This window comes from Xenorhabdus beddingii, from assembly GCF_002127545.1.
GTDB classification, from domain to species: domain Bacteria; phylum Pseudomonadota; class Gammaproteobacteria; order Enterobacterales; family Enterobacteriaceae; genus Xenorhabdus; species Xenorhabdus beddingii.
Genome location: NZ_MUBK01000018.1, coordinates 38,315 through 64,343 on the forward strand (window position 1 = coordinate 38,315; position 26,029 = coordinate 64,343).

General features: G+C 43.7%; 25 protein-coding genes. 6 read left to right on the top strand and 19 right to left on the bottom strand.

Features of this window, described 5'->3' with window-relative positions; genetic code table 11:
• The 9 genes from Xbed_RS11505 to fkpA form a co-directional block, all read right to left on the bottom strand.
• A partial coding sequence (locus tag Xbed_RS11505; RefSeq protein WP_234369306.1) for a GTP-binding protein occupies nt 1-100 on the bottom strand: 100 nt, incomplete at its 3' end.
• 70 nt (nt 101-170) lie between these two features.
• Complete coding sequence (gene fusA / locus Xbed_RS11510) at nt 171-2,279, bottom strand: elongation factor G (protein ID WP_086113068.1); 2,109 nt, start codon at nt 2,277-2,279, stop codon at nt 171-173.
• 93 nt (nt 2,280-2,372) lie between these two features.
• Nucleotides 2,373-2,843 (bottom strand): 30S ribosomal protein S7, encoded by a 471-nt coding sequence (gene rpsG / locus Xbed_RS11515; protein ID WP_086113069.1) that lies wholly within the window; start codon nt 2,841-2,843, stop codon nt 2,373-2,375.
• 98 nt (nt 2,844-2,941) lie between these two features.
• Nucleotides 2,942-3,316: a 30S ribosomal protein S12 gene (gene rpsL, locus Xbed_RS11520; RefSeq protein WP_010848548.1), complete on the bottom strand. Its 375-nt coding sequence runs from the start codon at nt 3,314-3,316 to the stop codon at nt 2,942-2,944.
• 177 nt (nt 3,317-3,493) lie between these two features.
• A complete protein-coding gene (tusB, locus tag Xbed_RS11525; protein WP_086113070.1) occupies nt 3,494-3,781 on the bottom strand; it encodes a sulfurtransferase complex subunit TusB in 288 nt (95 codons plus the stop codon).
• Nucleotides 3,782-3,800: 19 nt separating this feature from the next.
• Nucleotides 3,801-4,160: a sulfurtransferase complex subunit TusC gene (gene tusC / locus Xbed_RS11530; RefSeq protein WP_086113071.1), complete on the bottom strand. Its 360-nt coding sequence runs from the start codon at nt 4,158-4,160 to the stop codon at nt 3,801-3,803.
• A gap of 35 nt (nt 4,161-4,195) precedes the next feature.
• A complete protein-coding gene (gene tusD / locus Xbed_RS11535; protein WP_086113072.1) occupies nt 4,196-4,591 on the bottom strand; it encodes a sulfurtransferase complex subunit TusD in 396 nt (131 codons plus the stop codon).
• Nucleotides 4,591-5,328 (bottom strand): helix-turn-helix transcriptional regulator, encoded by a 738-nt coding sequence (locus Xbed_RS11540; RefSeq protein ID WP_086113073.1) that lies wholly within the window; start codon nt 5,326-5,328, stop codon nt 4,591-4,593. The genes tusD and Xbed_RS11540 overlap by 1 nt, the downstream gene beginning before the upstream one ends.
• Before the next feature lie 675 nt (nt 5,329-6,003).
• The gene (fkpA, locus tag Xbed_RS11545; RefSeq protein WP_086113074.1) at nt 6,004-6,768 is read right to left on the bottom strand and encodes an FKBP-type peptidyl-prolyl cis-trans isomerase; all 765 of its coding nucleotides are present in this window, start codon (nt 6,766-6,768) and stop codon (nt 6,004-6,006) included.
• A 264-nt stretch (nt 6,769-7,032) separates the two neighbouring features.
• Here fkpA and Xbed_RS11550 point away from each other — a divergent pair, with 264 nt between their 5' ends.
• Nucleotides 7,033-7,251, top strand: coding sequence for a SlyX family protein (locus Xbed_RS11550; protein WP_086113075.1), 219 nt, complete (start codon nt 7,033-7,035; stop codon nt 7,249-7,251).
• A 117-nt stretch (nt 7,252-7,368) separates the two neighbouring features.
• On the opposite strand, the gene slyD is transcribed toward Xbed_RS11550, so the two are convergent.
• The 4 genes from slyD to kefG all read right to left on the bottom strand — a co-directional run bounded on the left by slyD (nt 7,369) and on the right by kefG (nt 10,660).
• Entirely contained in the window at nt 7,369-7,905 is a 537-nt protein-coding gene (gene slyD, locus Xbed_RS11555; protein ID WP_086113076.1) for a peptidylprolyl isomerase, read from the bottom strand.
• Between the two features lie 142 nt (nt 7,906-8,047).
• Nucleotides 8,048-8,251: a YheV family putative zinc ribbon protein gene (locus Xbed_RS11560; RefSeq protein ID WP_086113122.1), complete on the bottom strand. Its 204-nt coding sequence runs from the start codon at nt 8,249-8,251 to the stop codon at nt 8,048-8,050.
• 40 nt (nt 8,252-8,291) lie between these two features.
• Nucleotides 8,292-10,097, bottom strand: coding sequence for a glutathione-regulated potassium-efflux system protein KefB (gene kefB / locus Xbed_RS11565; protein ID WP_086113077.1), 1,806 nt, complete (start codon nt 10,095-10,097; stop codon nt 8,292-8,294).
• A gap of 2 nt (nt 10,098-10,099) precedes the next feature.
• Nucleotides 10,100-10,660 carry a glutathione-regulated potassium-efflux system ancillary protein KefG gene (kefG, locus tag Xbed_RS11570; RefSeq protein ID WP_167371900.1) on the bottom strand — a complete coding sequence of 187 codons (561 nt, stop codon included), beginning with the start codon at nt 10,658-10,660 and terminating at the stop codon, nt 10,100-10,102.
• Nucleotides 10,661-10,835: 175 nt separating this feature from the next.
• Between kefG and Xbed_RS11575 the strand changes: the two genes are divergently transcribed.
• The gene (locus Xbed_RS11575; protein ID WP_086113079.1) at nt 10,836-12,791 is read left to right on the top strand and encodes an ABC transporter ATP-binding protein; all 1,956 of its coding nucleotides are present in this window, start codon (nt 10,836-10,838) and stop codon (nt 12,789-12,791) included.
• Between the two features lie 143 nt (nt 12,792-12,934).
• On the opposite strand, the gene Xbed_RS19985 is transcribed toward Xbed_RS11575, so the two are convergent.
• Both Xbed_RS19985 and Xbed_RS11590 read right to left on the bottom strand, forming a co-directional pair.
• On the bottom strand, nt 12,935-13,825 hold the full coding sequence (locus Xbed_RS19985) for a LysR family transcriptional regulator (RefSeq protein WP_208612234.1): 891 nt from the start codon (nt 13,823-13,825) through the stop codon (nt 12,935-12,937).
• Nucleotides 13,826-15,072: 1,247 nt separating this feature from the next.
• Nucleotides 15,073-18,645: an inverse autotransporter beta domain-containing protein gene (locus tag Xbed_RS11590; RefSeq protein ID WP_167371902.1), complete on the bottom strand. Its 3,573-nt coding sequence runs from the start codon at nt 18,643-18,645 to the stop codon at nt 15,073-15,075.
• 231 nt (nt 18,646-18,876) lie between these two features.
• Between Xbed_RS11590 and murQ the strand changes: the two genes are divergently transcribed.
• Complete coding sequence (gene murQ / locus Xbed_RS11595; protein WP_208612235.1) at nt 18,877-19,782, top strand: N-acetylmuramic acid 6-phosphate etherase; 906 nt, start codon at nt 18,877-18,879, stop codon at nt 19,780-19,782.
• A 56-nt stretch (nt 19,783-19,838) separates the two neighbouring features.
• On the opposite strand, the gene Xbed_RS11600 is transcribed toward murQ, so the two are convergent.
• Nucleotides 19,839-20,444, bottom strand: a complete 606-nt coding sequence (locus tag Xbed_RS11600; RefSeq protein ID WP_086113083.1) for a LysE family translocator — start codon at nt 20,442-20,444, stop codon at nt 19,839-19,841.
• Nucleotides 20,445-20,644: 200 nt separating this feature from the next.
• Here Xbed_RS11600 and Xbed_RS11605 point away from each other — a divergent pair, with 200 nt between their 5' ends.
• The 3 genes from Xbed_RS11605 (at nt 20,645) to crp (ending at nt 22,849) form a co-directional block, all read left to right on the top strand.
• The gene (locus Xbed_RS11605; protein WP_086113084.1) at nt 20,645-20,863 is read left to right on the top strand and encodes a YheU family protein; all 219 of its coding nucleotides are present in this window, start codon (nt 20,645-20,647) and stop codon (nt 20,861-20,863) included.
• A gap of 79 nt (nt 20,864-20,942) precedes the next feature.
• The gene (locus tag Xbed_RS11610; RefSeq protein WP_086113085.1) at nt 20,943-21,812 is read left to right on the top strand and encodes a phosphoribulokinase; all 870 of its coding nucleotides are present in this window, start codon (nt 20,943-20,945) and stop codon (nt 21,810-21,812) included.
• A gap of 404 nt (nt 21,813-22,216) precedes the next feature.
• The gene (crp, locus tag Xbed_RS11615; protein ID WP_004240730.1) at nt 22,217-22,849 is read left to right on the top strand and encodes a cAMP-activated global transcriptional regulator CRP; all 633 of its coding nucleotides are present in this window, start codon (nt 22,217-22,219) and stop codon (nt 22,847-22,849) included.
• A 65-nt stretch (nt 22,850-22,914) separates the two neighbouring features.
• Here the strand turns inward: crp and Xbed_RS11620 are convergent, their stop codons facing one another.
• The 3 genes from Xbed_RS11620 to ppiA all read right to left on the bottom strand — a co-directional run bounded on the left by Xbed_RS11620 (nt 22,915) and on the right by ppiA (nt 25,693).
• The gene (locus Xbed_RS11620) at nt 22,915-24,132 is read right to left on the bottom strand and encodes an aspartate aminotransferase family protein (RefSeq protein WP_086113086.1); all 1,218 of its coding nucleotides are present in this window, start codon (nt 24,130-24,132) and stop codon (nt 22,915-22,917) included.
• A 120-nt stretch (nt 24,133-24,252) separates the two neighbouring features.
• Nucleotides 24,253-24,828: an aminodeoxychorismate synthase component II gene (locus tag Xbed_RS11625; RefSeq protein ID WP_086113087.1), complete on the bottom strand. Its 576-nt coding sequence runs from the start codon at nt 24,826-24,828 to the stop codon at nt 24,253-24,255.
• 298 nt (nt 24,829-25,126) lie between these two features.
• Nucleotides 25,127-25,693 (bottom strand): peptidylprolyl isomerase A, encoded by a 567-nt coding sequence (gene ppiA, locus Xbed_RS11630; protein ID WP_086113088.1) that lies wholly within the window; start codon nt 25,691-25,693, stop codon nt 25,127-25,129.
• Nucleotides 25,694-26,029: the final 336 nt, after the last annotated feature.

Below are 26,029 nucleotides of genomic sequence, written 5' to 3' on the forward strand. Positions count from 1 at the left end.
TGGTGATTGCAGCAGTCAGGGTAGTTTTACCGTGGTCAACGTGGCCGATAGTACCAACGTTAACGTGCGGTTTTGAACGTTCAAACTTTTCTTTAGACACGACTCTATTCCTTAATACTGCTCCCCCGACACAGAGATGAGGGAGCTAAAAAGATAGTAAACTCGAAAACTTATCTAGCTTTACGAGCTTCAATAATAGCCTGAGCGACGTTGCTAGGCGCTTCGTTGTACTTCAAGAACTCCATGGAGTAAGAAGCACGACCTTGGGTCTGAGAACGCAGGTCAGTAGCATAACCAAACATTTCAGATAATGGTACTTGAGCACGAATAGTTTTACCCGTAGCGATATCATCCATACCATCGATCATACCACGGCGACGGTTCAAGTCACCGATGACGTCACCCATGTAGTCTTCTGGTGTTTCCACCTCAACTTTCATGATAGGTTCCAGCAGAACTGGTTTCGCTTTCATGAAGCCTTCTTTAAATGCCATGGATGCAGCAATTTTAAAGGCGATTTCTGAAGAGTCAACGTCATGGTAAGAACCATCGAACAGGGCAACTTTAACGTCAACGATTGGATAACCAGCCAGAACACCGCTCTTCAGCTGTTCCCTAACGCCTTTGTCAACGCCTGGGATGTATTCTTTAGGAACAACACCACCAACGATTTCGTTTGCGAATTCGTAACCTGCGCCACCTGCTTCCATAGGCTCGATACGTAACCAAACGTGACCGTACTGACCGCGACCACCGGACTGTTTAGCGTGTTTACCTTCCTGCTCAACAGAGGCACGGATAGTTTCACGGTAAGCAACCTGAGGTTTACCTACGTTCGCTTCAACATTGAATTCACGACGCATACGGTCAACCAGCACGTCAAGGTGCAGCTCACCCATACCTGCAATGATAGTCTGACCAGTCTCTTCATCACTGCTTACACGGAATGATGGGTCTTCTTGTGCCAGACGGCCTAAAGCGATACCCATTTTTTCTTGGTCAGCTTTAGTTTTTGGTTCGATAGCAACAGAGATAACTGGCTCTGGGAATTCCATGCGCTCCAGAATGATTGGAGACGCCACGTCACAGAGAGTGTCACCTGTAGTGACATCTTTCAGGCCGATCGCAGCGGCGATATCGCCCGCGCGGACTTCTTTAATTTCTTCACGTTTGTTGGCGTGCATCTGTACGATACGGCCGAAACGTTCTTTTTTGTCTTTTACTGGGTTCAGTACGGTATCACCGGAGTTAACAATACCGGAGTAAACACGGAAGAACGTCAGGTTACCCACGAATGGGTCAGTCGCGATTTTGAACGCCAGTGCAGAGAATGGCTCGTCGTCGCTGGAATGACGTTCTGCCGGGGTGTCTTTACCGTCTGGCAGCATACCTTTGATGGATTCAACATCAGTTGGTGCTGGCAGATATTCGATAACTGCATCCAGCATTGCCTGAACACCTTTGTTCTTAAACGCAGAACCACAGGTAACCAGAATAATTTCGCCAGCCAGAACACGCTTACGCAGAGCTGCCTTGATTTCTTCTTCAGTCAGCTCTTCACCGCCCAGATATTTGTCCATCAGGTCTTCTGATGCTTCTGCTGCGGATTCAACCAGATTCTGATGCCATTCCTGAGCCTGCTCAAGCATGTCAGCCGGGATATCTTCGTATTCGAAGGTAATACCCTGATCTTCGTCGTTCCAGTTGATTGCTTTCATTTTCAGCAAATCAACAACACCGGTGAAAGTATCTTCTGCACCGATTGCCAATTGCAAAGGAACAGGGTTAGCAGCCAGACGAGTTTTGATCTGCTCAACCACACGCAGGAAGTTAGCACCCATACGGTCCATTTTGTTAACGAACGCGATACGTGGTACGTTGTATTTGTTAGCCTGACGCCATACAGTCTCAGACTGAGGCTGAACACCACCAACTGCACAGTAAACCATTACGGCACCATCAAGAACACGCATGGAACGTTCTACTTCGATAGTGAAGTCAACGTGGCCTGGAGTGTCGATGATGTTGACGCGGTGTGGTTCATACTGTTTAGCCATACCAGACCAGAATGCAGTCGTCGCAGCAGACGTGATGGTAATACCACGTTCTTGCTCCTGCTCCATCCAGTCCATAGTGGCAGCGCCATCATGAACTTCACCGATCTTATGGCTTACACCAGTGTAGAACAAAATACGTTCAGTGGTTGTGGTTTTACCCGCGTCAATGTGCGCACTGATACCGATATTACGGTAACGAGTTATAGGGGTTTTACGAGCCATTTTTTCCTCTCTCGTGGGCGTTCAATTTAGAGAACGGGTAGCCAAGCAGCTACCCAGAACATATTCACTGCCGATGGATTACCAAAAAATGGATTACCAACGGTAGTGTGCGAACGCCTTGTTAGCTTCTGCCATACGGTGAACGTCTTCACGTTTCTTCACAGCAGCGCCTTTGTTTTCAGCCGCATCAGATAATTCATTCGCCAGGCGCAGAGCCATCGACTTATCACCGCGTTTACGAGCAGCATCAACGATCCAACGCATTGCCAGAGCATTACGACGAACCGGACGAACTTCAACTGGAACCTGATAAGTAGAACCACCTACACGGCGGGACTTAACTTCCACAGTCGGGCGCACGTTATCCAGTGCCAGCTCGAATGCTTCCAGATGATTTTTACTAGAACGCTGAGCCAGGGTCTCAAGCGCACCATATACAATTGCTTCTGCGACAGACTTTTTACCGTCTACCATCAGGATATTAACGAATTTGGCCAGCAGTTCAGATCCGAACTTTGGATCTGGCAGAATTTTACGTTGACCAATTACACGACGACGTGGCATGGAAATACTCCGTTTCGAATTTCAGGGTTGTCCAAAACTCTACGAGTTTATTTTGACATTAAAGTGAAAAATGTTTGGCCTTACTTAACGGAGAACCATTAAGCCTTTGGCTTCTTCACACCGTACTTAGAACGGCCTTGTTTACGGTCTTTAACACCGGCACAGTCCAGTGCTCCGCGAACAGTGTGGTAACGCACACCTGGCAAGTCTTTAACACGACCGCCACGGATCAGAATAACGGAGTGTTCCTGCAAGTTGTGGCCTTCACCACCGATGTAGGAAGAAACTTCGTAACCGTTAGTCAAACGCACACGGCATACTTTACGCAGTGCGGAGTTTGGTTTTTTAGGAGTGGTAGTATATACACGAGTACATACGCCACGTTTTTGCGGGCAAGCTTCCAGAGCAGGAACGTTGCTTTTCACAACCTTCGAGCTACGAGATTTGCGAACCAGCTGGTTAATAGTTGCCATTATTAAAAAAGCTCCTGGTTTTTTGCTTCGTAAACACGGATTTTATCCTCTCTCAGTCATAATGACAAAACGAGAGGACGCGGAATTTTATTGCTGACTTGACGAGGTGTCAAGAAATATACAGTTTTTCTATGCGGGTAAATCAGGTAAAAAATGGCTAAAAAGCGCAATTCGTCTCTACCATGCAAAATTTTGCTGATGTTTTACCGTTAAGCTAACAAAGCCGCTGTAATCAATCACCATGACACAGTCTGAAATCTGTTCAAGCAACCCCCGGGCGCCCAGGTCTTCCTTTAAGGCATAAATGCCAGCCCCGCTGCGGAGTAACTCAGCCAAATAACGATTATCATTGATACCCAGCAATACCCCATTTTGCATTAACAGAACATCGTCTGCATCAGATACAAGGCCAAGCATTGCATTGAGATCATCATGGTAAGGTGAGCGACTGACAGTATATAACATGTTACCTGCCTAAAATAGATTAAAATTTCAACACAACATCATAGTCTGCCAGCACTTCCCGTATTGCTGCTGCACAGAGAAATTCAGCCTCCAGCACAAAGCTGTTTGCTGGGCTGCCCCCCCGAATCATTAGATCATCAAGGCAGATATAACATTTATCAATGTCATAGAGGGGTAAGACCTTAAATGTTGAAATATAGTCACGCGCCAGAATTTTATCGGGTTGCTGATGGGCGAGTAACTGAAATACGCCATCAGAAATAAAAAATACGCCGATCTGTTCAGTTAATGCTGATGTTGCAAGCAGCGCATCCAGCCCTTCTCTGCCAGCGGACGAACCATGAGGGGCTTCAGTAAAAACAAAGGCTATCTTTTTCATCAATACCTACTTTTCATCAATACCTACGCCCCTGGCTAAAATTGCATGACACGATCGCACAACATCATGGCTTCTGCCAGCGAACCCAAGCCACTCAGTTCAAACCCATCTGCCAGATTCGCAGCAGGAAGGTTCAATTCACTGGCTTGCTGTTCGTCTGCAACACCACGCCGTAAGGCCGCCGCAACACAAATAAACAGGTTGAACTGATGCCGGACTGCCAATGCCTGCCATGCCCTGACCAAATCAAATTCATCGCTGGCGGGAGCTGTCAATTGATTACCATTTTGGACACCTTCGCGATAAAAAAACACGCTATGGAGTTTATGCCCAGAAGCGATCAATGCCTGAGCAAATTGATAGGCACTGCTGGCTTGCTGAGTACCGTAAGCCGGCCCTGTGACCAGCAGGCAATAAGACAGTGACGACATTACTTCTCCGAACCCGCGCATTCACCATTTTTAAACTGGCGAATATAGAGGTATACCGTATGCTTGGAGATATTCAAACGGTCAGCAACTTGATTAATGGCATCTTTAATATCAAAAATACCTTTCTCATACAGATTCAGCACTACCTGTCTGTTTTTCGCATTATTGGAAACATTGCGATCCGCATTCACTTCTTCAATAGTAAATTCCAGAGTCTGTGCAACCAAGTCATCCACAGAAGAGGCAAAGTTGACGTTTGAAGCCACTTCATGGGTTTTCTCTGGGATAAAAGTTTGGATAATTTCGGAGAAAGGTACATCAAGGTTCATATTGATGCACAAAAGACCAATAACCCTACGCTGCCGGTTGCGAATGGCAATTGTGATAGATTTCATCAAAGAACCACTTTTTGCCCGCGTGAAATACGCCCTGGAAACACTGCTGTCTTCATCCGTAATATCATGCAGCATCCGCAACGCCAAATCTGTAATCGGGGAGCCGATTTTGCGGCCGGTATGTTCCCCATTGGCTATTCTGACCGCTGAACATTTTAGATCTTCCAGTGAATGAAGAACTATTTCACAATGCCCACCAATCAACATAGCCAGGCCATCAACAGCAGCTTCGTAAGAATTTAAAATTTCATAATCCGTTTTACTAAACGGTTGGTTTTCCAGTAAATCAATATCACTGTTATCACTAGATATGTTATCACCAGTTAATAGCGGGGTAGACATGTAATACACCATCCTTCAAGCTCAGACTTTGCCTCACCGAAAATATCAAGGCGAGATTTATTATAAAATCACATTACTGCAACTCAAGCGTATCTCAGTAGTGACCTATGTTGCAGACAGTTTGAATACGGACTATACCCGTCATACTTCAAGTTGCCTCTTTGTTGGCTACGCTCACTCACCCCAGTCACATAGTGATCTATGCTCCTGGGGATTCGCTCCCTTGCCGCCGCGATGCAACTCGAATTATTTTGGGTATACACAGAGACCAAAGCCTACACGAAGTACGTAAAAATTTCGAGCACAGCCCAAATTCAAAATGGCGAATAAAATAGCCGAATGAAACAGGCCCCAAGCAGAAAACATTTAAAATATTCTATTCGGAATAATGACGTTAAAACTACATTGAATTGACGTCAAGCTCTTGCTGAACATCCTTTAGAGACTTATCACAGCTTTATGCCTGAATTGCCTGAATATGAAAAAATTATTTTATTTAAATCCTCAGGAAATAATAAGCAGACAAGTTAATATTTCTTTATTCAGGCTTAATTTATGCTTATTACTCATCAAATAGAGGTAAATATCAGCCGTAAATCGAACGGCAGAAGATATACGCGATAAAACAGGAGCCATGAAGCTCCTGCCAGTGTTATCGCTTAATTATTATAGGAATTATTTTGCCTTGGCTGCAGGCTTAATATCCAATACTTCGACATCAAAGACTAAAGTAGAGTTAGCTGGAATTTTAGGTAAACTTGCCTGTCCATAAGCCAAATTAGGTGGGACAACCAATTTGATTTTTCCGCCTTTCTTCACATACTGCAAGCCTTCTTTCCAACCCGGAATGACGCTATCCAGATTAATTGTCAGAGGCTCTTTGCGCTCATATGAGCTATCAAAAACCTGACCATCAATCAACGCACCCTTGTAGTTGACAACCACTTTATCGCTTTCTTTAGGTGCCTTTCCTGCGCCTTCTTTTTCAATCTTGTAAAGAAGCCCGGTTTTGGTTTGCACTACGCCAGCTTGCTTGGCGAACTCTTTACGGTACTTATCCCCTTTCTCACCGTTCTCACCGGACTCTTTTTCTGCCTTAGCGCGTGCGGCTTCTTTCACTTTCGACTCAAAAGAAATTAGGGTTTCCTGAATTTCTTCATCAGACAGCTTGCTCTTATTATTTAAAGCATCTTCAACACCCGCCAACAACTGTGTTTTTTCTATATTGATGCCGAGCGTTTTCTGCTCTTTCAATGAGTTTGCCATATAGCTACCCAGAGAAGCCCCTAGAGCATAAGAATTTTGCTGCTCTGCCGTTTTAAACGTACTATTCAGTTTGACTTCGCTTTTGGCTTCTGTATTAGCCGCCAGAGCCTGAGGTACACTAAATGCCACCGCCAGAGTCGTTGCCAGCAAAGATGTTTTAAACAATGATTTCATCCTATTCTCCAATAAATTTGGGTGGGTTCACCGTCAGTACAATTACATATCACACCTACTATAACTGCCCACGGAAACCAATGACAATATTTGCTATGCCTTAGAACCTAAAACCATTAAGGCAACATTGAAGTGAAAAAATTTTAAGGTAAAGAAATTTCGTGAAATCCTATTTCACTGGGCGCTTCGAGTATTATAGTGTCAACTTCAACCCAATGATCGCCCCATCATGTCATTAATTGTTCAAAAACAGGAGGAAAGATAATGGAATTATCCGAAATTGAACACAGATTTGAACAACTGGAAACGAAACTGGCCTATCAGGAAGCCACCATTGAAGCGTTGAATCAAGAGGTCATAAAGCAACAGATAGAAACTGATCGGTTGAAAGAACAGCTCCGGTTGATGACCGAACGTCTGAAGACCCATCAGACCTCGATCATTGCGCCACTTTCGGAAGAAACCCCTCCCCCACATTACTGACGCGATTCATCGGGTTACCTTTATTCGGGACAGTACCTGCCAGGGAAGGCTGGAGCATAAAAAAAGGAAGCCTCAAACGCGCTTCCTTTTTTCTGCTTCTTTATAACCAAGCCAACATTAGTGGCAGCTACCACCACAACATTCGTGCTCGCCGTGATCATGCTGGTGATCGTGCTCACCGCAGCCACCCTGACCATGCACATGACCGTGAGACAATTCTTCTTCGGTCGCTTCACGAATCGCTACAATTTCAACATTGAACTTCAGGTTTTGCCCCGCCAGCATGTGGTTAGCATCAACGACAACTTCATCACCTTCCACTGCGGTGATCTCAACAGGGATAGGTCCCTGATCCGTATCCGCCAGAAAACGCATGCCAACCTGAACATCCTCAACACCAACAAACACCTCTTTTGGTGCACGTTGAACCAGATTTTCATCGTACTCACCGTACGCATCACCCGATTCTACGTTAACATCAAAGCGTTCACCCGCTTCGCGACCTTCCAGTGCTTTCTCCAATCCGCTGATCAGCGCACCACGGCCATGCAGATAGTCTAACGGTGCGCTCACCGGGGACTCATCAACTAAAACACCATCTTCTGTTCTTACTTGATAAGCCAGGCTGACCACCAAGTCTTTTGCTACTTTCATGACTACTCCTACATACCCGAGGGGAAAAACCCGTGAGGGAAAGTTCTTACAGCTCAAAAATGCTGACGATTGTAGCGGAATTCTACGTCTCTGTACCTAGCGACGGCAAATTTATCCACGATTTTATTGCTCGTGCATTTATTCATTCTGGTGTAAAAATGCCAATAACCTGTTCCTGTTCCCTGACATGGGAAGTCACAGTCTCATCGGTTTGCCTCTGCATATGACCACAATGGATACATTCCACGATATCAACCTTATTCTCCTGCCACATGGCCAACGTATCCTGTGACTGGCATTTTGGGCATACCGCCCCCGCAATGAAACGCTTACGACTGACTGACATAATTCCCCCGACACGCTTCCCAATACGATTCCCAACAACATTATTCATACTTATCCCACCCTTCCGGCTGGCGACGTTCATTCACCATTTCCCGTTCAAACAGTTCTTCCAATTCCCTGCGAGCTTCTTTCATACGGGAGATTTGCGCCACATCCCCATGCAGGTGAGGCATCAACTCACGTAACATACGCATATCCAATCGCCGAAAATGCTGCTGTGCGCGATGCGCTTGATGTGGGTGCATACCTAGTCTAATCAGAACCTTTCGTCCCAGTTCCAATGCGCTGGAAAACGTTTCCCGATTAAAATCTTTCACACCACTTTGCAATAATTCATGGGCTTCCAGACGCCCCCTTGCACGCGCAAGAATATTCAGGTGAGGAAAATGTTTCTGGCACAGACGGACGATCGCCATCGTATTTTCGGGTTCATCACTGGTAATCACAATCGCCTTGGCTTTAGCTGCACCTGCTGAACGCAACAGTTCCAATTCACCCGCATCACCATAATACACCTTATAACCATAACGGCGCATGGTACTGATCGCACCCATATCGCGTTCCAATACCGTTATGCGAATTTTATTCGCCATCAACAAGCGCCCGACTACTTGGCCAAAGCGACCAAAACCGACCAAAATCACTTGTGGATTATTATCTTCCACAAATGACTGTTCACTAGGTTCATCCTGTTCGTTATATCGACGCGCTAACATGCTTTCAATCAACTGCATCAACAAAGGCGTTGTCATCATTGACAATGTCACGACAACTAACAGGAGTGACATCTGGTTCTGATCCAGCACGCCCTGCCCAAGCGCGGCAGAAAATAAGACAAATGCAAACTCGCCTCCCTGACTTAATACGCCAGAAAACTGTACGCACGATGATTTTCTTAAACCGGATATTCTGCCGATAACATAAAGTGTGAAACCCTTTATCAGCACCAATCCCATGACACTTAGCAAGACATCAAACACATGGGTCAGTAAAATGCCCATATCCAGGGACATACCGACAGAAATAAAAAATAACCCTAGCAACAATCCCTTGAAAGGTTCAATGGAGATCTCCAGTTCATGGCGATATTCACTGTCTGCCAACAAAACACCGGCAATGAAAGTCCCCAGCGCCATTGAAAACCCCAATGTCTCCATGAAAATCGCCGCCCCCAATACAATCAGCAATGAAGCGGCTGTAAATACCTCCTTGACACCTGATTTCACCACCAGTCGAAACAAGGGGCGCAGCAAATATCGTCCTCCCAACAACATACCCGCAAAAGCAGCCATTTTCAGGCCAATGCGATACCAGTCATTGGAGCCAGACCCTCCAGCCAGTAACGGGATCATTGCCAATGCGGGTATCACCGCCATATCCTGAAACAGCAGGATGGAAAAACCGAGCTGCCCACCCTCATTCTTCGTCATTCCCTTTTCCCGCATCAATTGCAGTGCCATCGCCGTGGATGACATCGCAAGGCCGATGCCCCCCATCACCGCAGCCTGCCATGAAAAATCCGTCAGACAAAGAAAGGAGGTCAACAACAGCGCAGTCAATGTCACCTGTGCCGTACCCGCTCCAAAGATAGATCGCCTGAGTTGCCAAAGTTTTGCCGGATTCAATTCAAGGCCGATAATAAACATCAGAAAAACAATGCCGAGTTCAGAGAAATGCAAGATCTCATCGACGTCCTTGATAAATCCCAGCCCCCACGGACCCAGTACGATCCCCGCAATGAGATAACCTAATACAGCCCCAATTTTGAATTTTTGGGCCAGGGGAACAGCCACAACAACCGCAAATAAAAACAGGGTTCCGGCGCTTAACAGCGCTGAAGTCTCCATAATCACAGCCCTCCCAAAGACAATGGCGCTTTCAGCCACTCCCGATAAGCACTTGCATGATCCATGAGCACTTCGGGCCGCAAGCGTCTGGCCCAATAAATAATCATGGGTGTTAACCAATGCATATGGCACATTGATGCTGTCAATTCAAAAGGTCGGAGAATTTCTTCCAACGGATAAAGATTATATCCCCCTCTCTGATAAGCGCTTTCCGGTTCGCCTGTCGTGATGACAGAACGCCAGTATTTTCCGCTCAACGCGTATTCTTCCCCGCTGACAAAATCGCGGCTCAATACACGATCCATCCATTCTTTTAATAAAGCAGGGCAACTATAAGTATACAAGGGGTGTTGAAATACAATCACTTTGTGTTCACGCAGCAATTGCTGTTCCCGAGCCACATCGATAAAAAAATCGGGATAACAACCATAGAGATCGTGGATCGTAACATGTTGCAACTCGTGCACAGATCCCAGCAACACCTTATTGGCGACGGAATTCAGCGGTTCGGGATGGGTATATAACAGCAGCACTTTCGGCGGCAATACATTAGGTGATAGCATCAATCCCCCTAAGACGTGTCAGGGCACCTATTTTCCGCTACCATGCACGCCAAGCTATCAAACTGAATACATATACCCGATAGATTTCGAATTGCAGCTCATACAACAGCAAATTGAAAGATGAAGGATATATAACCTAATTATTAACTTAACACATTATATGTAGACAACATCTATGATTGTTTTCTCTTCACTGCAAATCCGCCGTGGCATTCGTGTCCTGCTGGACAATGCTAATGCAACCATCAATCCCGGCCAAAAAGTAGGATTAGTTGGCAAGAATGGCTGTGGTAAATCTACCCTACTCGCACTACTGAAAGATGAACTTCAGGCAGAGAATGGTTCTGTCACCTTACCCAATAACTGGGCGCTGGCTTGGGTAAATCAGGAAACCCCCGCATTAGAGACGTCGGCTCTGGAATATGTGATCGATGGTGACCGTGAGTTCCGGCAGCTAGAGCAGAAGCTCAACATCGCCAACGAACAGAACGATGGCAACGCCATCGCCCATCTTCATGGCTTACTGGATACGATTCAGGCATGGACCATCCGGGCCAGGGCTTCCAGCCTGCTGCATGGCCTGGGATTCTCCCAGACACAGTTGGAACTGCCGGTACGTTCATTTTCTGGTGGCTGGCGTATGCGCCTCAATCTGGCACAGGCACTGATTTGTCGTTCTGATTTGCTACTGCTCGATGAACCGACCAACCACCTTGATTTGGATGCGGTCATCTGGCTAGAGAAATGGCTGAAAAATTACACCGGAACCTTGATCTTGATTTCCCACGATCGGGATTTCCTCGATCCGATCATTGATAAGGTTCTGCACATTGAGCAGCAGGATTTATACGAATATACCGGTAACTACACCTCTTTCGAACGACAACGTGTCGCCAAACTTGCCCAGCAACAGGCCCTGCACCAAAGCCAGCAAGAAAAAGTGGCACATTTGAAGAGCTATATTGACCGCTTTCGCGCCAAAGCCTCCAAAGCAAAGCAAGCACAAAGCCGCATCAAGATGCTGGAACGCATGGAGCTTATCGCCCCGGCTCATGTCGATAATCCCTTCCATTTCAGTTTCCGCCAACCGGACAGCCTGCCAAATCCGCTTTTGATCATGGAAAAAGTCAGTGCCGGATATGGCGACAAAAACATACTGAATTCGATTAAATTAAACCTTGTACCGGGTTCACGTATCGGCCTATTGGGTCGCAATGGGGCGGGTAAATCCACATTGATCAAACTGCTGGCAGGAGAACTTGCACCACAGCAAGGAGAAATTGCCTTATCAAAGGGCATCAAACTGGGGTACTTCGCCCAGCACCAGTTAGAATATCTGCGGGCAGATGAATCCCCATTGCAGCATTTATCCCGAATAGCGCCACAAGAACTGGAACAACAACTGCGCGATTACCTTGGTGGATTTGGCTTTAAAGGTGATCAGGTGACTGACCCCAGCGGACGTTTTTCCGGTGGAGAAAAAGCCCGCTTGGTATTGGCTCTCATTGTCTGGCAGCGCCCCAACCTCCTTCTGCTCGATGAACCGACCAACCACCTTGATCTCGACATGAGACAGGCATTGACTGAAGCGCTTATCGATTTCGAAGGTGCTCTGGTCGTTGTATCGCATGACAGGCACTTACTGCGCTCCACAACAGACGAACTTTATCTGGTGCATGATGGCGAAGTTGAGTCTTTCAAAGGTGATTTAGAAGATTACCAGCAATGGCTGACGGAATTGCAGCGCCAACAAATGCGGGATGATCAGGAAAAAGAAAGGGCCGATACCGAAACGACAGCGAGTGGAACGCCAAATTACAGTGCTCAAGAGCGTAAAGATCAAAAACGGCGTGAAGCGGAATTCCGCAACCAAACGCAGCCATTGCGCAAGCAGCTTGTGTCCCTTGAAAAGCAGATGGAAAAACTGGGGGCAGAATTGTCACTCTGGGAAGAAAAACTATCCGATAACACCCTCTATGAAAATGACCGCAAAAATGAGCTAACCGAATGTCTGCATCAGCAAACACAGACAAAATCCAAATTGGAAGGTATCGAGATGGAATGGTTAGATATTCAGGAACAGCTTGAGCAAATGACAGCCGTATTTAATGCAAGTCAAGGAGATAACTAATTTCTAAGGTATAATCGGGCATTGCCATCCAATGCCCGATTATTTCCTGTTCTCTTAACCTATTGACTTGTTCAGGCCCTGAAAATATCGTTCCCTAAGGAGGTTAAATGGATATCCTACAAAAACACCCCTTACTCACTGGCTTATACATCAGCAACCAATGTGGAAAAACTCTCGGCATCATCCATGAGATGAGTACCTATTGATTTTGCCCATACCACGCCCAAATCAATTTTTTGGTCTGTTTCAACAATCTCCAACAAATTCAGATAATACTCAGGAATGGCACTAATCATCCGCTTAGGCACACAGGTATAGGCACTATTTTTTGTAATCATTTCAATAATCAACATAATATCATTTGTCTTTAATAACAAATGCATATTTTCACCCGTAAAAATAGGGAAAACACTAAGGCAATCCGTTAATTCAATCGCCTCTTTTTTTCCTGACGAGCTTATCGAAAAAACCCCACTGCCGAACTTACTTAACGCTGTTTTAAACTTGTATATCAGATTACTCCTTTTTTTAAAGATATAAACCAACCTTTCCGTAAACACTTTTTTCGGTTCTAACGGCGCAATAGATGCCAGAGGCATCACTGCAACATGTAACATCCCCGCATTCAATAAACTGACCTGCTGCTCAACTGACAGCCCAGTGACGAAAGCCAGTATGACATTTCCCTTTTTTTCCGTAATCTGCTTTTCTATCTGAGAATAATTATGGATAGGAAAGCAGGAACCGATATATAAGTGCCTGACCATATCTTCTTTTGAATCAAAATGAACCTGGCTTTTGAAGTGTTCATAGTGAGTTAAAAATTTTCTAGCATTTTCCAGTGTCTTCTGGCCAAAATCAGTCAATCTTGTTCCATTTGGCCCCCTTGTAAATAGTGAAGCACCAAGAATATCTTCCAACCCGTGTATTTTCTTCGTCAAGGCAGGCTGAGAAAGATAAAGCCTCTCTGAAGCCTTATGATAATTAAGAGTCTCAGCCAAAACGATAAAAGCTTCAAGATTGCGTATATCCATGTTCTTTCGCCCAATGATTGTTAAATAACTACAAAACATTACAGATTCATGGTGATAGAATTTTAACTTCGTGTTTTGCCAAAGGTTTTATCAGGTCAACCGGTCAAAATGTTAACTAATGAAATGTTAGTTAATAAGGGTGCAATTCGCAAAAGATTTATTATTACGCTTTAGTTACATCAATTAACCATTTCCATAGTAACTAATTATAAGTACACATCTTGGTAATGCAGAACAAGATAATCTCTCGTTATCCATACTGACCAACATACCCTTTTATTATTCAAATCATAGCATTGCTGTAATTTGAACTGGATTGGGCATACATCATACAAATGAATCAATTTATGACTATTTTATATGTCATACAATTAGGGTTACCATCAGAAACCAAATAATGAACTTTAAGTTATCGGCTGATAACTTTTATTTATTGGCAACCCACTTAATTAAATACCAAAAACCATTAAAGTTAAAATATCATACTACGAAACTATTGTGCGAATAATTTAATTACCAAATGTAAAGAAAAGAATATATATCTGGCTTACTCGTATAATGAAACAAACAGCAGATAATTTATTTCCATTATATTATAAATTGCTGCCTGTCGCTTCACTTTTATGGTCGTTTTGATATTTACTCTCATTACGTGTTTATAATAACCACCTTTAACTTAAAGTATTATATTAAATACAACAATAATGATACCAACCATCATAAAACGAGTAAAAATATCTCACCCATGTGATATCAATAAATTTTTATGGGGTTAGCAGTTTTATCGTATGTTGTTACTGATAAAATATATCTACTCTTATTTCAAATCTTTGATCTTTTTTATATCAGAATATTCTGTATTGATATAATTGTTTGCAGAAGAAGTCTGTCTATTTTTGTTAATCAGCATAACTACATGATTTTTATAATTATTTACATAAAAAATCAAGAAAGGCCACTAAAACGCATTAGGCGCAAGATAGTTATTCATTAAGTACATGATTTTTAAAATGCCAGATTATACAATCAGAAATTCGGCTTAACATAATAAGCAATATCGCCATTCTGGAAATAAACACCCTTATGTTATTTTCAACAATTCACTCAAAACATTATCATCTTAATTTTTTCTTGAGCATATTATTCAATCTATTCAGAAAAAAAATTTATTTTATGATCAGCGATGTTATTAAGATCAAAAAAACAGGCCCAGTTAATGGGCCTGTCTCAAAGCATAATCCACTGATTTACATTATGGATTTTGGATGTACACAGAACAACCTATATATGTCTTGATACTGGTTTAAATCGCCAGTATCAGAATTATAGTAGTAAAAGGTTTTGGGATCCGCCATCGCCACTGCCCGTATTCTTAAAACATTCTGTACCGTTACCACAGTCCCATCACCAAAATCTATTGGATGAGTTGGTGCTAGCGGAAACAGTTCAGCAACCAATGTCAAGTAATCATCCAGAATAGTGGTACCTGCTTCTGGCCTCGTATTATACACACCCAGTATCTCGTTAGTTACCGTTTTGAGATTTCCAATATTCCAAGAATATTTTGGATCAAGTTTCTCACAGCTCATACGATGATCTTCATCTATACCGTTCCCATATGGATCAAGCCCATTAAAATACCCCTCCTTTCCTGCGTCTATTGGTACAAAAACATATCTCTTGGGGTTGAATGTATAGGTATAAAAATACGTTGCTTGTGTTCCCTGATCATAAACTTCAGCGGTGACGGTCACTGGTTCAGGTTTGAATTTGTGCGGAGGAAATCTTAAAAATTTATATCCTCCTTCAGTGACTTCCTCAATAGAAGAGCCTGTAGGAATATTATATTTTTTAACTTTTAAGTTATCAAAAGATGAAAAATATTTTAATTGATCCGGACTATTAAACACAAATCTAACATTATTACTTATAGTATACGGCCTTCCATATAGATGAGGAGTTGAGTTTTGATTAATAATAGCTATATTCCGTATAGATGTAGGCTTTGGTTCTTTTGGCAGAGAAAAACCCACCGCTCTGTCCGCTTTCGCAGTAAGTTGTTTGCCATTAACCTTAAAGTCTACCTGCACCACAGCTATATTAGGAATAGACGCTTCACTCACCAAAGATGCCGTTAAATAACCTTTATCGTCAGTGCGGTTCTGCTTATTGGTAAAGACTAATTCGTACGGCAGAACGCTACCCGTAGACACTGTCCAGCTAACATCTTCAAGTGATTGATTTATAATTGGATTACCAGTTTTGGCATCCACTATTAATACTTTATAGGTATATTCACTCACGCCATCCGCTGGTAATAGTTCTTCAGGTAGTATTTCCATCTTACCTTTAAATTCTGCATCAGCAGGACTCACTGTAATAAAGTTAAAAGGCTGAGATATAATTTCTGCCTCATCATTAAGGGTGAGTGCTATTCTGGCATTATCAATCTTTTCAGTACTCCTAAACGTTGCCTGTAATTGCCCAGTCTGATCCGTCATCGTACTCACAGGAGCTATTACCGCACCCGGAGCAGCAGGAACTGCCACTATATTCCATACAGGTTTTACGGCTTGATTTACATAGGGCTTACCATCACTATCGACAACTGTCGCAGTAACGGTATATGTTCTACCATCCGCCTCTAATGCGGTGGTTGACGAATCAAAGTCAAATTGACTAACGTGCAATGTTTGCTTCTCGTCGGTAAAAACAACAGACTCAAAATAGATAGGTGGATCATACGTAGCTACATTATACCCATCAACACCATTCACGATCCTAATCCCTACCTTAACAGTTTGTGCGTGAGTACTGTGTACGGTGGCAAAGAACTGCCCTTGTTTGTCCGGTTTATTTTGGCCATTGAGTACCACATGAGTACTCGGTTCCGTAACCCACTGAATACTCATGACATTATTATCCAAGTCGGTAGGTTGGACAGGAGCACCATACTGATCCAATATCAACACCTTAAAAGTATAAGCATTGTTTGGATTGTTTGGGTTCATAATAGCAATGGGACCTTTTGGTGAAACTTCATGTTGCTTAATATGGTATTCTGCCTGACCAAAAGTGATTTCCCCTGGTTTATTTACCAATACCTTGGTTTCTCCCGTAGGGTTTCCCGGAATTTCTAAATACACCTTGGGATCTTGCATTACAAATGCTGACCTTAGCCTCGCAGTGAATTTCACCTCATTATTATTGGTTATCACAGGTTGATCCCACTCAATATCGGACTGGCTATATGTAGAATCCATAACATAGTATGCCCCGTCAGTCCCCGTTATGACATTTTCAGGTAATTCATAGCTCCACTTAAAACCATCAAAAAATTTTTCATCGAGTGGAAGGTTATCTTTTCCGGAGAAAGTGGCGGTCAATATGACGGGGGTCTGACTATCAGCAGGTACAGAGTGGTTAGGCGTCACGCTTGTCTGGAGCGATATATTTTCAACCGTGACGTGTATATCCTCTTTTCCGGATTGCTTGCCTGTTTCGTCCTCCGCAACCGCAGAAATCACGTAGTTGTTTGCCTGGCCGGGGACATATTTTGGCAAGGTCATTGTAATTGTTTTACCATTTTCAGGAATAATGCCTCCATTCTGGATGAATGCACCATCGGCGAACCATATTATCCGTTTGATAGGCTTATCCGATGTAATTTCTGCTGTTACCGTTTTTTTCTCAGTACCATAGCCGATGATGGTTTCAGGCAAAATCACTCTCAATATTGCTTTTTCCCTATAATCCAGCACAATATTGTTATTCCTTTCGACCAAATCGTAACGACTTCCTGCCAATGTACGCATATTAGCAACGCTATCGGTCGAAAGTTGAACCCCTAATGGCACACCAAATCTATAGTTCAGGTTAGCCTGGAACAAGGTTTCGCTTTGGCCGCCACTGCCATACTTGTAATCCACTCCCATTGTCACCAACGGGATAGGTGTGTAAGTCAACCCAAATCGGGCAAGTTTGGGGTTTTCCTGCCTGACATCGCGACTGAACAGGGAAACGTTATCACCAATGTATTGCTCGTAACCCAATTTGCCACCAAGATTCGGATACATTGGCAGGAAAAACTCACCATTGAGATCAAAACCATTGGCAGGACGCTCTTCATAGCCTTTATCTTCGATAGACTGATGCCAATCACTTATACGAAAATAAGTATTGGCGGAGAGTTTGACATAATCTGTCCAAGCCTCTCCCCCTATACCGAAGCGTTTATTTTTACCTGATGTGTCATAATCGTAAAAAGTATTTAGACCATACATCCAACTGGGTGTGAAATAACGCCCCCCCACACCGAAGTTTACGGTATTTCTGCTGTCTTTATTGCGATAACCAACTTGGGAGAAAAACAACCAGTCTTCTTTGTTATCATAGAGAGGAAGCAAAAAATCTAATGAGCTGTTATCCAGTTTGCCTTTTTTATCAAGGGAAAAATTAATTTTTGCTGTACCAAACTGAGACAACCATTTTTGTGCCTCGCTGGAAACTGTGCCATTTAATTTACCCAAAGCATAAGATTTGGCCTGTTCGGTAAGTTGCGATGGCGAGGATGACAGTAAGCCGCCAACCCTCTGGATATTTTGGGTGATCATCCCTATTTTATCATCACCCTTACTGCCAACTCTTTCTTTACTGCTACTTATTTCTTTACTACTACTTATTTCTTTACTACTACCGATATCCTTATGTTCTATTCTATTTTCACTCTCTGCCCAAACACCCGTGGGCGTAAAGAGTAAAGATAAAGAATAAGTAAAAAACAAAGAACGAATGAACTTATTACCAATGTACGAGTCCATATATAAATACCCCATAGAATATGAGCCACTGACCAACATTTAAGTATTAGACGTCAGATAAACTTAAAAAAAATAATATTTCTAACGACTTAACATACATTAGGAAAAATTCTATCGTCGTGCGTAATGAAAAATTGTTATCGCCTGATAACAAAAAGTAATCTTGTTATTTTCTGTGCTTTTTTGTGATAATTATCCATCGATGAAGATTAAAAAATAATTATTGAAATGATGAAAATTGACCTGAACAAAATGGTGACAGAAAGCCGCAACCCCGCCAGTACCCATATCGATCAACTATCGACACTCGATATACTGCACGTTATCAACAATGAAGATAAAAAAGTCGCTATTGCAGTTGAAAACACGCTGCCTCAAATTGCCCGTGTGGTTGATAAAGTCGCCGAGGCATTTCGTCAGGGTGGGCGCTTAATTTATAGCGGGGCGGGAACATCCGGGCGCTTAGGGATTTTGGATGCCAGTGAATGCCCGCCGACTTATGGCACAAAACCAGAACAAGTGATCGGTTTAATTGCCGGGGGGCATCAGGCCATACTAAAAGCGGTCGAAAATGCGGAAGATAACCGGGAACTGGGCAGGGATGATCTTAAAGGGTTAGACTTTAATCAAAGCGATGTGCTGGTGGGGATCGCGGCCAGTGGCCGGACACCTTATGTATTAGGCGCAATGGAGTATGCAAAATCGGTCGGTGCTACCGTCGCCTGCATCAGTTGTAATCCAGACAGCCCCATGGTGCAATTGGCCAATATCGCTATCACGCCAGTCGTGGGAGCGGAAATTGTGACCGGTTCTTCCCGGATGAAAGCAGGAACGGCACAAAAACTCGTACTGAATATGATCACAACCGGTGCCATGATCCGCATTGGCAAGGTATACAGCAACCTGATGGTAGATGTGGAAGCCACCAATGCCAAATTGGTTGAACGTCAGAAAAATATTGTCATGGCAGCCACTGAGTGCAACAGGGAGACGGCAGAACAAGCCTTGAATGCCTGTAATGGTCACTGCAAGACCGCCATTGTGATGATTTTATCGGGTGTCAATGCTAAAGAGGCCAAGGCATTGTTGGCAGAGCACCAAGGATTTATCCGGCTAGCCATTTCGAAAGAGCGATAATCATTACCGCTCTTAAGGGTTATATATGGCGAAAATATTGACCTGAGCCGGACTCATCAATCCATCCAGATGAGAGGCACGCAAGCCGCAGTCAGAACGCCCATGCCAATATTGAATATAAACCATGAATGCCGGCTTCTTAGTAGGCGGCCAATCAATGAACCGAGAATAAGCCAGATTGCACCGGCAATAATACTGGAAACCAGCATGACTACGCCAATGGTTAAAATGGAGTGGTTATATTGCTCTCCTGCCAGACTGTAGCTACCCACCGCCCCCAATCCCATTAGCCATGTTTTGGGGTTCAGGAACTGCAACAGCCACCCTTGGTGAATTTTGATGGGTGGCACTGAGGATGTAGTGATATCCAATCGCTTATAATGCGAAGTCGCCGTTTTCCAGGCCAACCAGAGTAAATACAGGCTACCGAGCACTTTCAAACCGATATGCATGGCGGGATAAATCAGCAGTAGCGCAGCAATACCAAAAGCAGACAGCAGCAAAATTGTCTGCATCCCCAAAACAATACCCAGACAAAGTGGAATGGAGCGACGAATACCAAAATTGGCACCCGATGATGTTAACAACATATTGTTCGGGCCTGGCGTAACAGCGGAAATAAACATAAATGTACTGAGCGAAAATATCAGGCTTACGGTCATGGGTCGATTCTCCTCACCCAAATGGTCAACATTTCCTTTCGAGGAAAATAGCAGTATGTTATTCCACACACAAGCCGGCTAACCATGAAATCAATTCATTATGAGTAAGAAATTTTGTCCTTTAAAACACCTTATTTATACTCATCTTCTGCAAAAATAGCATCCTCACAACCATGAGCGCATTATCAGGAACAACCACAATGATGATCCCCTGGCAACAACTGGAAACCGAGACACTACTCAACCTGATAGAAAGTTTTGTCTTGCGGGAAGGCACCGATTACGGTGAACAAGAAAAAACCCTCGAACAAAAAGTGCAAGATATCAAACGTCAGCTTGAACGGGGTGATGTTCTGCTGGTATGGTCTGAGTTACACGAAACCGTCAATATCATGCCTAAAGAGATGTTCCGTCCATAAAGACGGGCCTATTTTGTTCACTCTAATCAATCAATTAAAATAAAGATAACCCCAATTTTTCTTGATAAGGAGTCTGTTCATGTCTGCCAAACACCCTGTCATTGCAATTACTGGTTCCAGTGGCGCAGGAACAACCACCACCAGTGTGGCTTTTCGCAAGATTTTCCAGCAACTTGGAGCAACCGCCGCCGCCCTGGAAGGGGATAGTTTCCATCGTTATACGCGTCCTGAAATGGATGCCGAGATCCGCAAAGCGAGAGAACAGGGCAGGCATATCAGCTATTTTGGACCGGAAGCCAATGATTTCAGTATGCTGGAAAAGACATTCTTTGATTATGGAGAGACAGGCAGCGGGCGCTGCCGAAAATACCTCCACACCTACGATGAAGCTGTGCCCTATAACCAATTGCCCGGCACTTTCACGCCGTGGGAATCACTGCCATCAGATACAGACATTTTGTTTTATGAAGGGCTGCATGGCGGGGTTGTCACTCCACAACACAATGTCGCCAGCCATGTTGACCTGCTGATTGGTGTCGTGCCGATCGTGAACCTGGAATGGATACAAAAACTCATTCGGGATACCAGCGAACGCGGGCATTCCAGAGAAGCCGTCATGGATTCCGTTGTCCGTTCAATGGATGATTATATCCGCTATATCACACCTCAGTTTTCTCGTACCCACATTAATTTCCAGCGCGTTCCCACTGTTGATACCTCTAACCCTTTCTCTGCCAAAGCGATTCCCTCGTTGGATGAGAGTTTTATCGTGATTCGCTTCCGTGGCCTAACTCAAATTGATTTTCCTTATTTACTGGCAATGCTTCAGGGATCATTTATTTCCAGCATAAATACCATCGTCGTTCCGGGCGGAAAAATGGGATTAGCGATGGAATTAATTATGGCACCACTCGTTAAGCAATTGCTGGAAGGCCAGAAAATCGCATAACTTAGGCCACATTTTATTTTTAATAAGCAGGCAACAAAAAATAATGTTGTCTGTTTTATTGAAATAAATTAGGTCGTTTTTTCTTTTTTATAAATACAACGTCAATAAAATCGCTCTTTTAAGCAGACTTTTGATAATCTGGCAACCCGTTTAACAAGCTGAAGCGATACAGGAGAAGACAGAAACGTTTTCCTGTGTTACAAACACGGTTACAAGCGAGACTGGCAAGGTATATGGGTTAATACGCCATCACTTTGGCATCCTTATAATCCATACAAAATTCCCGCTTGTCAGTTTTTCAACAGATTAATATGTTAAGCTATTGACTTTATAATGCCAGCCTGAAGAGAAACTCTCTGTTTCTCACATCACAAAGGCAGAAATAACAACAGAGGATAAAGCGAATGGTTCTCGGCAAGCCACAAACAGACCCTACTCTTGAATGGTTTTTGTCACACTGCCATATTCACAAATATCCATCCAAGAGCACGCTTATTCATCAAGGTGAGAAAGCAGAAACGCTTTACTACATTGTTAAAGGTTCGGTTGCTGTTCTAATAAAAGATGAAGAAGGTAAAGAAATGATCCTCTCTTATTTAAATCAGGGAGATTTCATTGGTGAACTTGGATTATTTGAAGAGGGGCAAGAGCGTACTGCATGGGTGCGAGCTAAAAGCGCCTGTGAAGTGGCAGAAATTTCCTATAAGAAATTTCGCCAGTTAATTCAGGTTAATCCTGACATTCTGATGCGTTTATCTGCTCAGATGGCAAGTCGCCTACAAACAACTTCCGAAAAAGTAGGTAACCTGGCCTTTTTGGACGTTACAGGCCGTATCGCCCAAACGCTGCTTAATCTGGCTAAACAGCCCGATGCAATGACTCACCCTGATGGTATGCAAATCAAAATTACCCGTCAGGAAATCGGGCAAATTGTGGGTTGCTCCCGTGAAACAGTTGGCCGCATTCTTAAAATGCTGGAAGATCAAAACCTGATCTCTGCGCATGGTAAAACCATTGTCGTTTATGGAACACGCTAGTTCCTGACAAACCTGAAATTCAGCCAGTGCAATGTATTTATATTCGCACTGGCTTTTTTGTTATTTTATTTATTCAACCATCGTGAGATCGCCCTATCCAACCGCGCCATCCCTTCTGCTATTTCATCTTCAGGGATAATCAATGATGGCGTAAAACGTAAGATACTGTCTCCTGCACTCAATAGCATCAACCCCTGATCCACCACTTGCTGCAATATTTCCCTGACCTTACCGTGATATTCCACTTTCAATTCAGCCCCAATAAGCAACCCTTTTCCACGAAATTCACAGAAGATGCCATATTTTTGATTCATCTTTTCCAGTGCATGCAGGATCATATCGTGGCGTTTCTCCACCCCCTCCAAGACTTCCGGCGTGTTGATGATATCCAGGGCAGCACAACCGATAGCACAAGCCAGCGGATTGCCACCATAAGTTGTCCCATGTGCACCTGTTTCCATCGCCATCGCAATGGAATCTGTCGTTAACATCGCGCTAATCGGGAAGCCGCCTCCCAATGCTTTTGCCGTCGTCAGAATATCCGGCTGCACCCCATAATGCTGGTAGGCATATAATTTGCCTGTCCGCCCCATCCCGCTCTGAACTTCATCAAGCACTAACAACGCCTGATGTTGATTGCATAATTCACGCACGCCATGAAGAAACGCTACCGTTGCCGGCGTAACACCGCCTTCTCCTTGAATCGGCTCCAAAACTACAGCGCACGTGTCATCATCTATTGCCGCCCTGACCGCATCCAGATCATTAAAAGGCACATGAACAATATCGGCGGGTTTTGGCCCGAATCCTTCGGCATATTGCGGCTGCCCGCCAACCGAAACGGTGAAAAATGTGCGTCCGTGAAACGCATGATGAAAAGCAAGAATTTTGGTTTTGTGGGGATGATGATGGGTAATGGCATAACGACGTGCCAACTTAAATGCAGCTTCATTGGCTTCCGCTCCTGAGTTAGCGAAAAAGACTCGCTGTGCAAAAGTCGCATCAATCAATTTTTGCGCTAACGTTAAGGTGGGTTCATTGGTGAAAATATTGCTGACATGCCACAATTTTTCACCTTGCTGTTTCAGAACCTCCACCAAGGCGGGATGGCAGTGCCCTAGTGCCAAGACAGCGATACCACCGGCAAAATCGATATATTCTTTGCCCCGCTGATCCCATACCCGGCTACCCTTCCCTCTGACAGGAATACAATTCGCGGGCGCATAAATCGGCAACATCACCTGATCATAGGTATTCCGGCTAATTGCTGTGTTTTCTACCATTCCCCTCACCTTATTTTTATATTGACTCTACAGAAGTGAAATAATAGTCACAAAATATGAATAAAAAATCAAATTCGAGCCAATAAAAAAACACGTGAGGGGATGACCGATGCTACCTGATTAATATTTAAGAAAATTATTCAACAACTCATGCCCCTGCTCACTGAGAATACTTTCTGGGTGAAACTGCACCCCTTCCAGTGGCAAAGTACGATGACGAATTCCCATGATTTCATCCACGTCCCCATTACGCTGGCTCCATGCCGTCACTTCAAATGACGCAGGAAGCGTTTCGGCGGCAATAACCAGAGAATGATAGCGGGTGACAGTGAGTGGATGATCCAACCCTTTAAACACGCCTTGTTGACTATGATGAAGCAGGCAGGTTTTTCCATGCATCACTTCACGGGCTTTGACAACGCTGGCACCAAAAGCCTGACCTATCGCCTGATGCCCCAAACACACCCCCAAAATAGGCAGTTTCCCGGCAAAGTGCGAAATCACTTCCAAAGAGATCCCGGCTTCATTGGGTGTACAAGGCCCAGGAGAAATCACCAAATGTGTCGGTGATAATCTTTCAATATCTTCAAGCTGTAACTCATCATTACGCTTAACTAAAACTTCTGTCCCTAACTCACTAAAATATTGATATAAATTGAATGTAAAAGAATCGTAGTTATCTATTATTAATAACATAGGAGTATATCCTACTGATTTTATAGTTTTATAAGTTGCCCTACCCCATTGGGGTATTATGCATTCTGTATTACGGTAAAATCAGGTAAAGCAGTATCAACGGCAACGGGGGAGTCATCATACCACAGACGGATTTTTAAAATAGGGGCACTGACACCGACGTAGACATCATGGCATAAGGCCGATTGAAAGCGGAGAAATGGGATGGGGAACTACAGACGGTACTCAAATAACCCATCATGATCACCTGAATACCGTACAACTATCTAAATAACTAATTAAATACCCGAACAGACGATTAAGGTTCAACTTTGGCTGACAAGATCACTATAGGTTTCGCAGGGACATTTTGGTAAGGCCCCACATTTTCTGTTTTGACCTGAGAAATTTTATCAACCACATCCATCCCTTTTACCACCTTACCAAAGACGGCATAACCAAAATCACGCTGGCCGTGGTCAAGGAAAGCATTATCAGTCACATTAATGAAAAACTGGCTGGTCGCACTGTCTTTATCTGCGGTACGTGCCATGGCGATCGTACCACGCAGATTACGCAGGCCATTATCTGCTTCATTTTTGATCGGGTCTCTGGTGGTTTTTTGCTTCATATCTTTTGTAAAGCCGCCACCCTGAATCATGAAACCGGGAATCACACGATGAAAAATGGTGTTGTTATAAAATCCGTCATTGACATACTTAACGAAATTTTTGGTGGAAATAGGTGCTTTACCGCTATCCAACTCCAGTTCGATTTCTCCGGCTGATGTCATCAGCTTCACGTGAGTTTCGGCAGCCAATGCGGGAACAGCCACTGCACTGATAGCACATGCAGTCATAAGCGACACAAAAATACGTTTAAACATTGATGGTTCCTTTATTTTTGAGGTCAACAATAAAATTCATAACAACAAAACTCATTAAGTGTAATTCTCAATGGAACTAAGTTCCAAAGATTTACTTACATTTACGAGTATTTTAGGTGAATAAAGAGAAAATCCAGCTATACGGTTTTTATGTTCGCATATTTTAGCGAGAATTATTTTCAGAATAGCCCCTATATTGAGGTGCTTTCTGTGCCAAAGGGCATAATTCAGGAACTCATAGATGCTCGACAGTATGATGCTTAATTCAAAATCTGCATATAGGGTGAATTGCTTGATTCCTGATACTGTATTTCCGCATACCAATATTCAACGTAA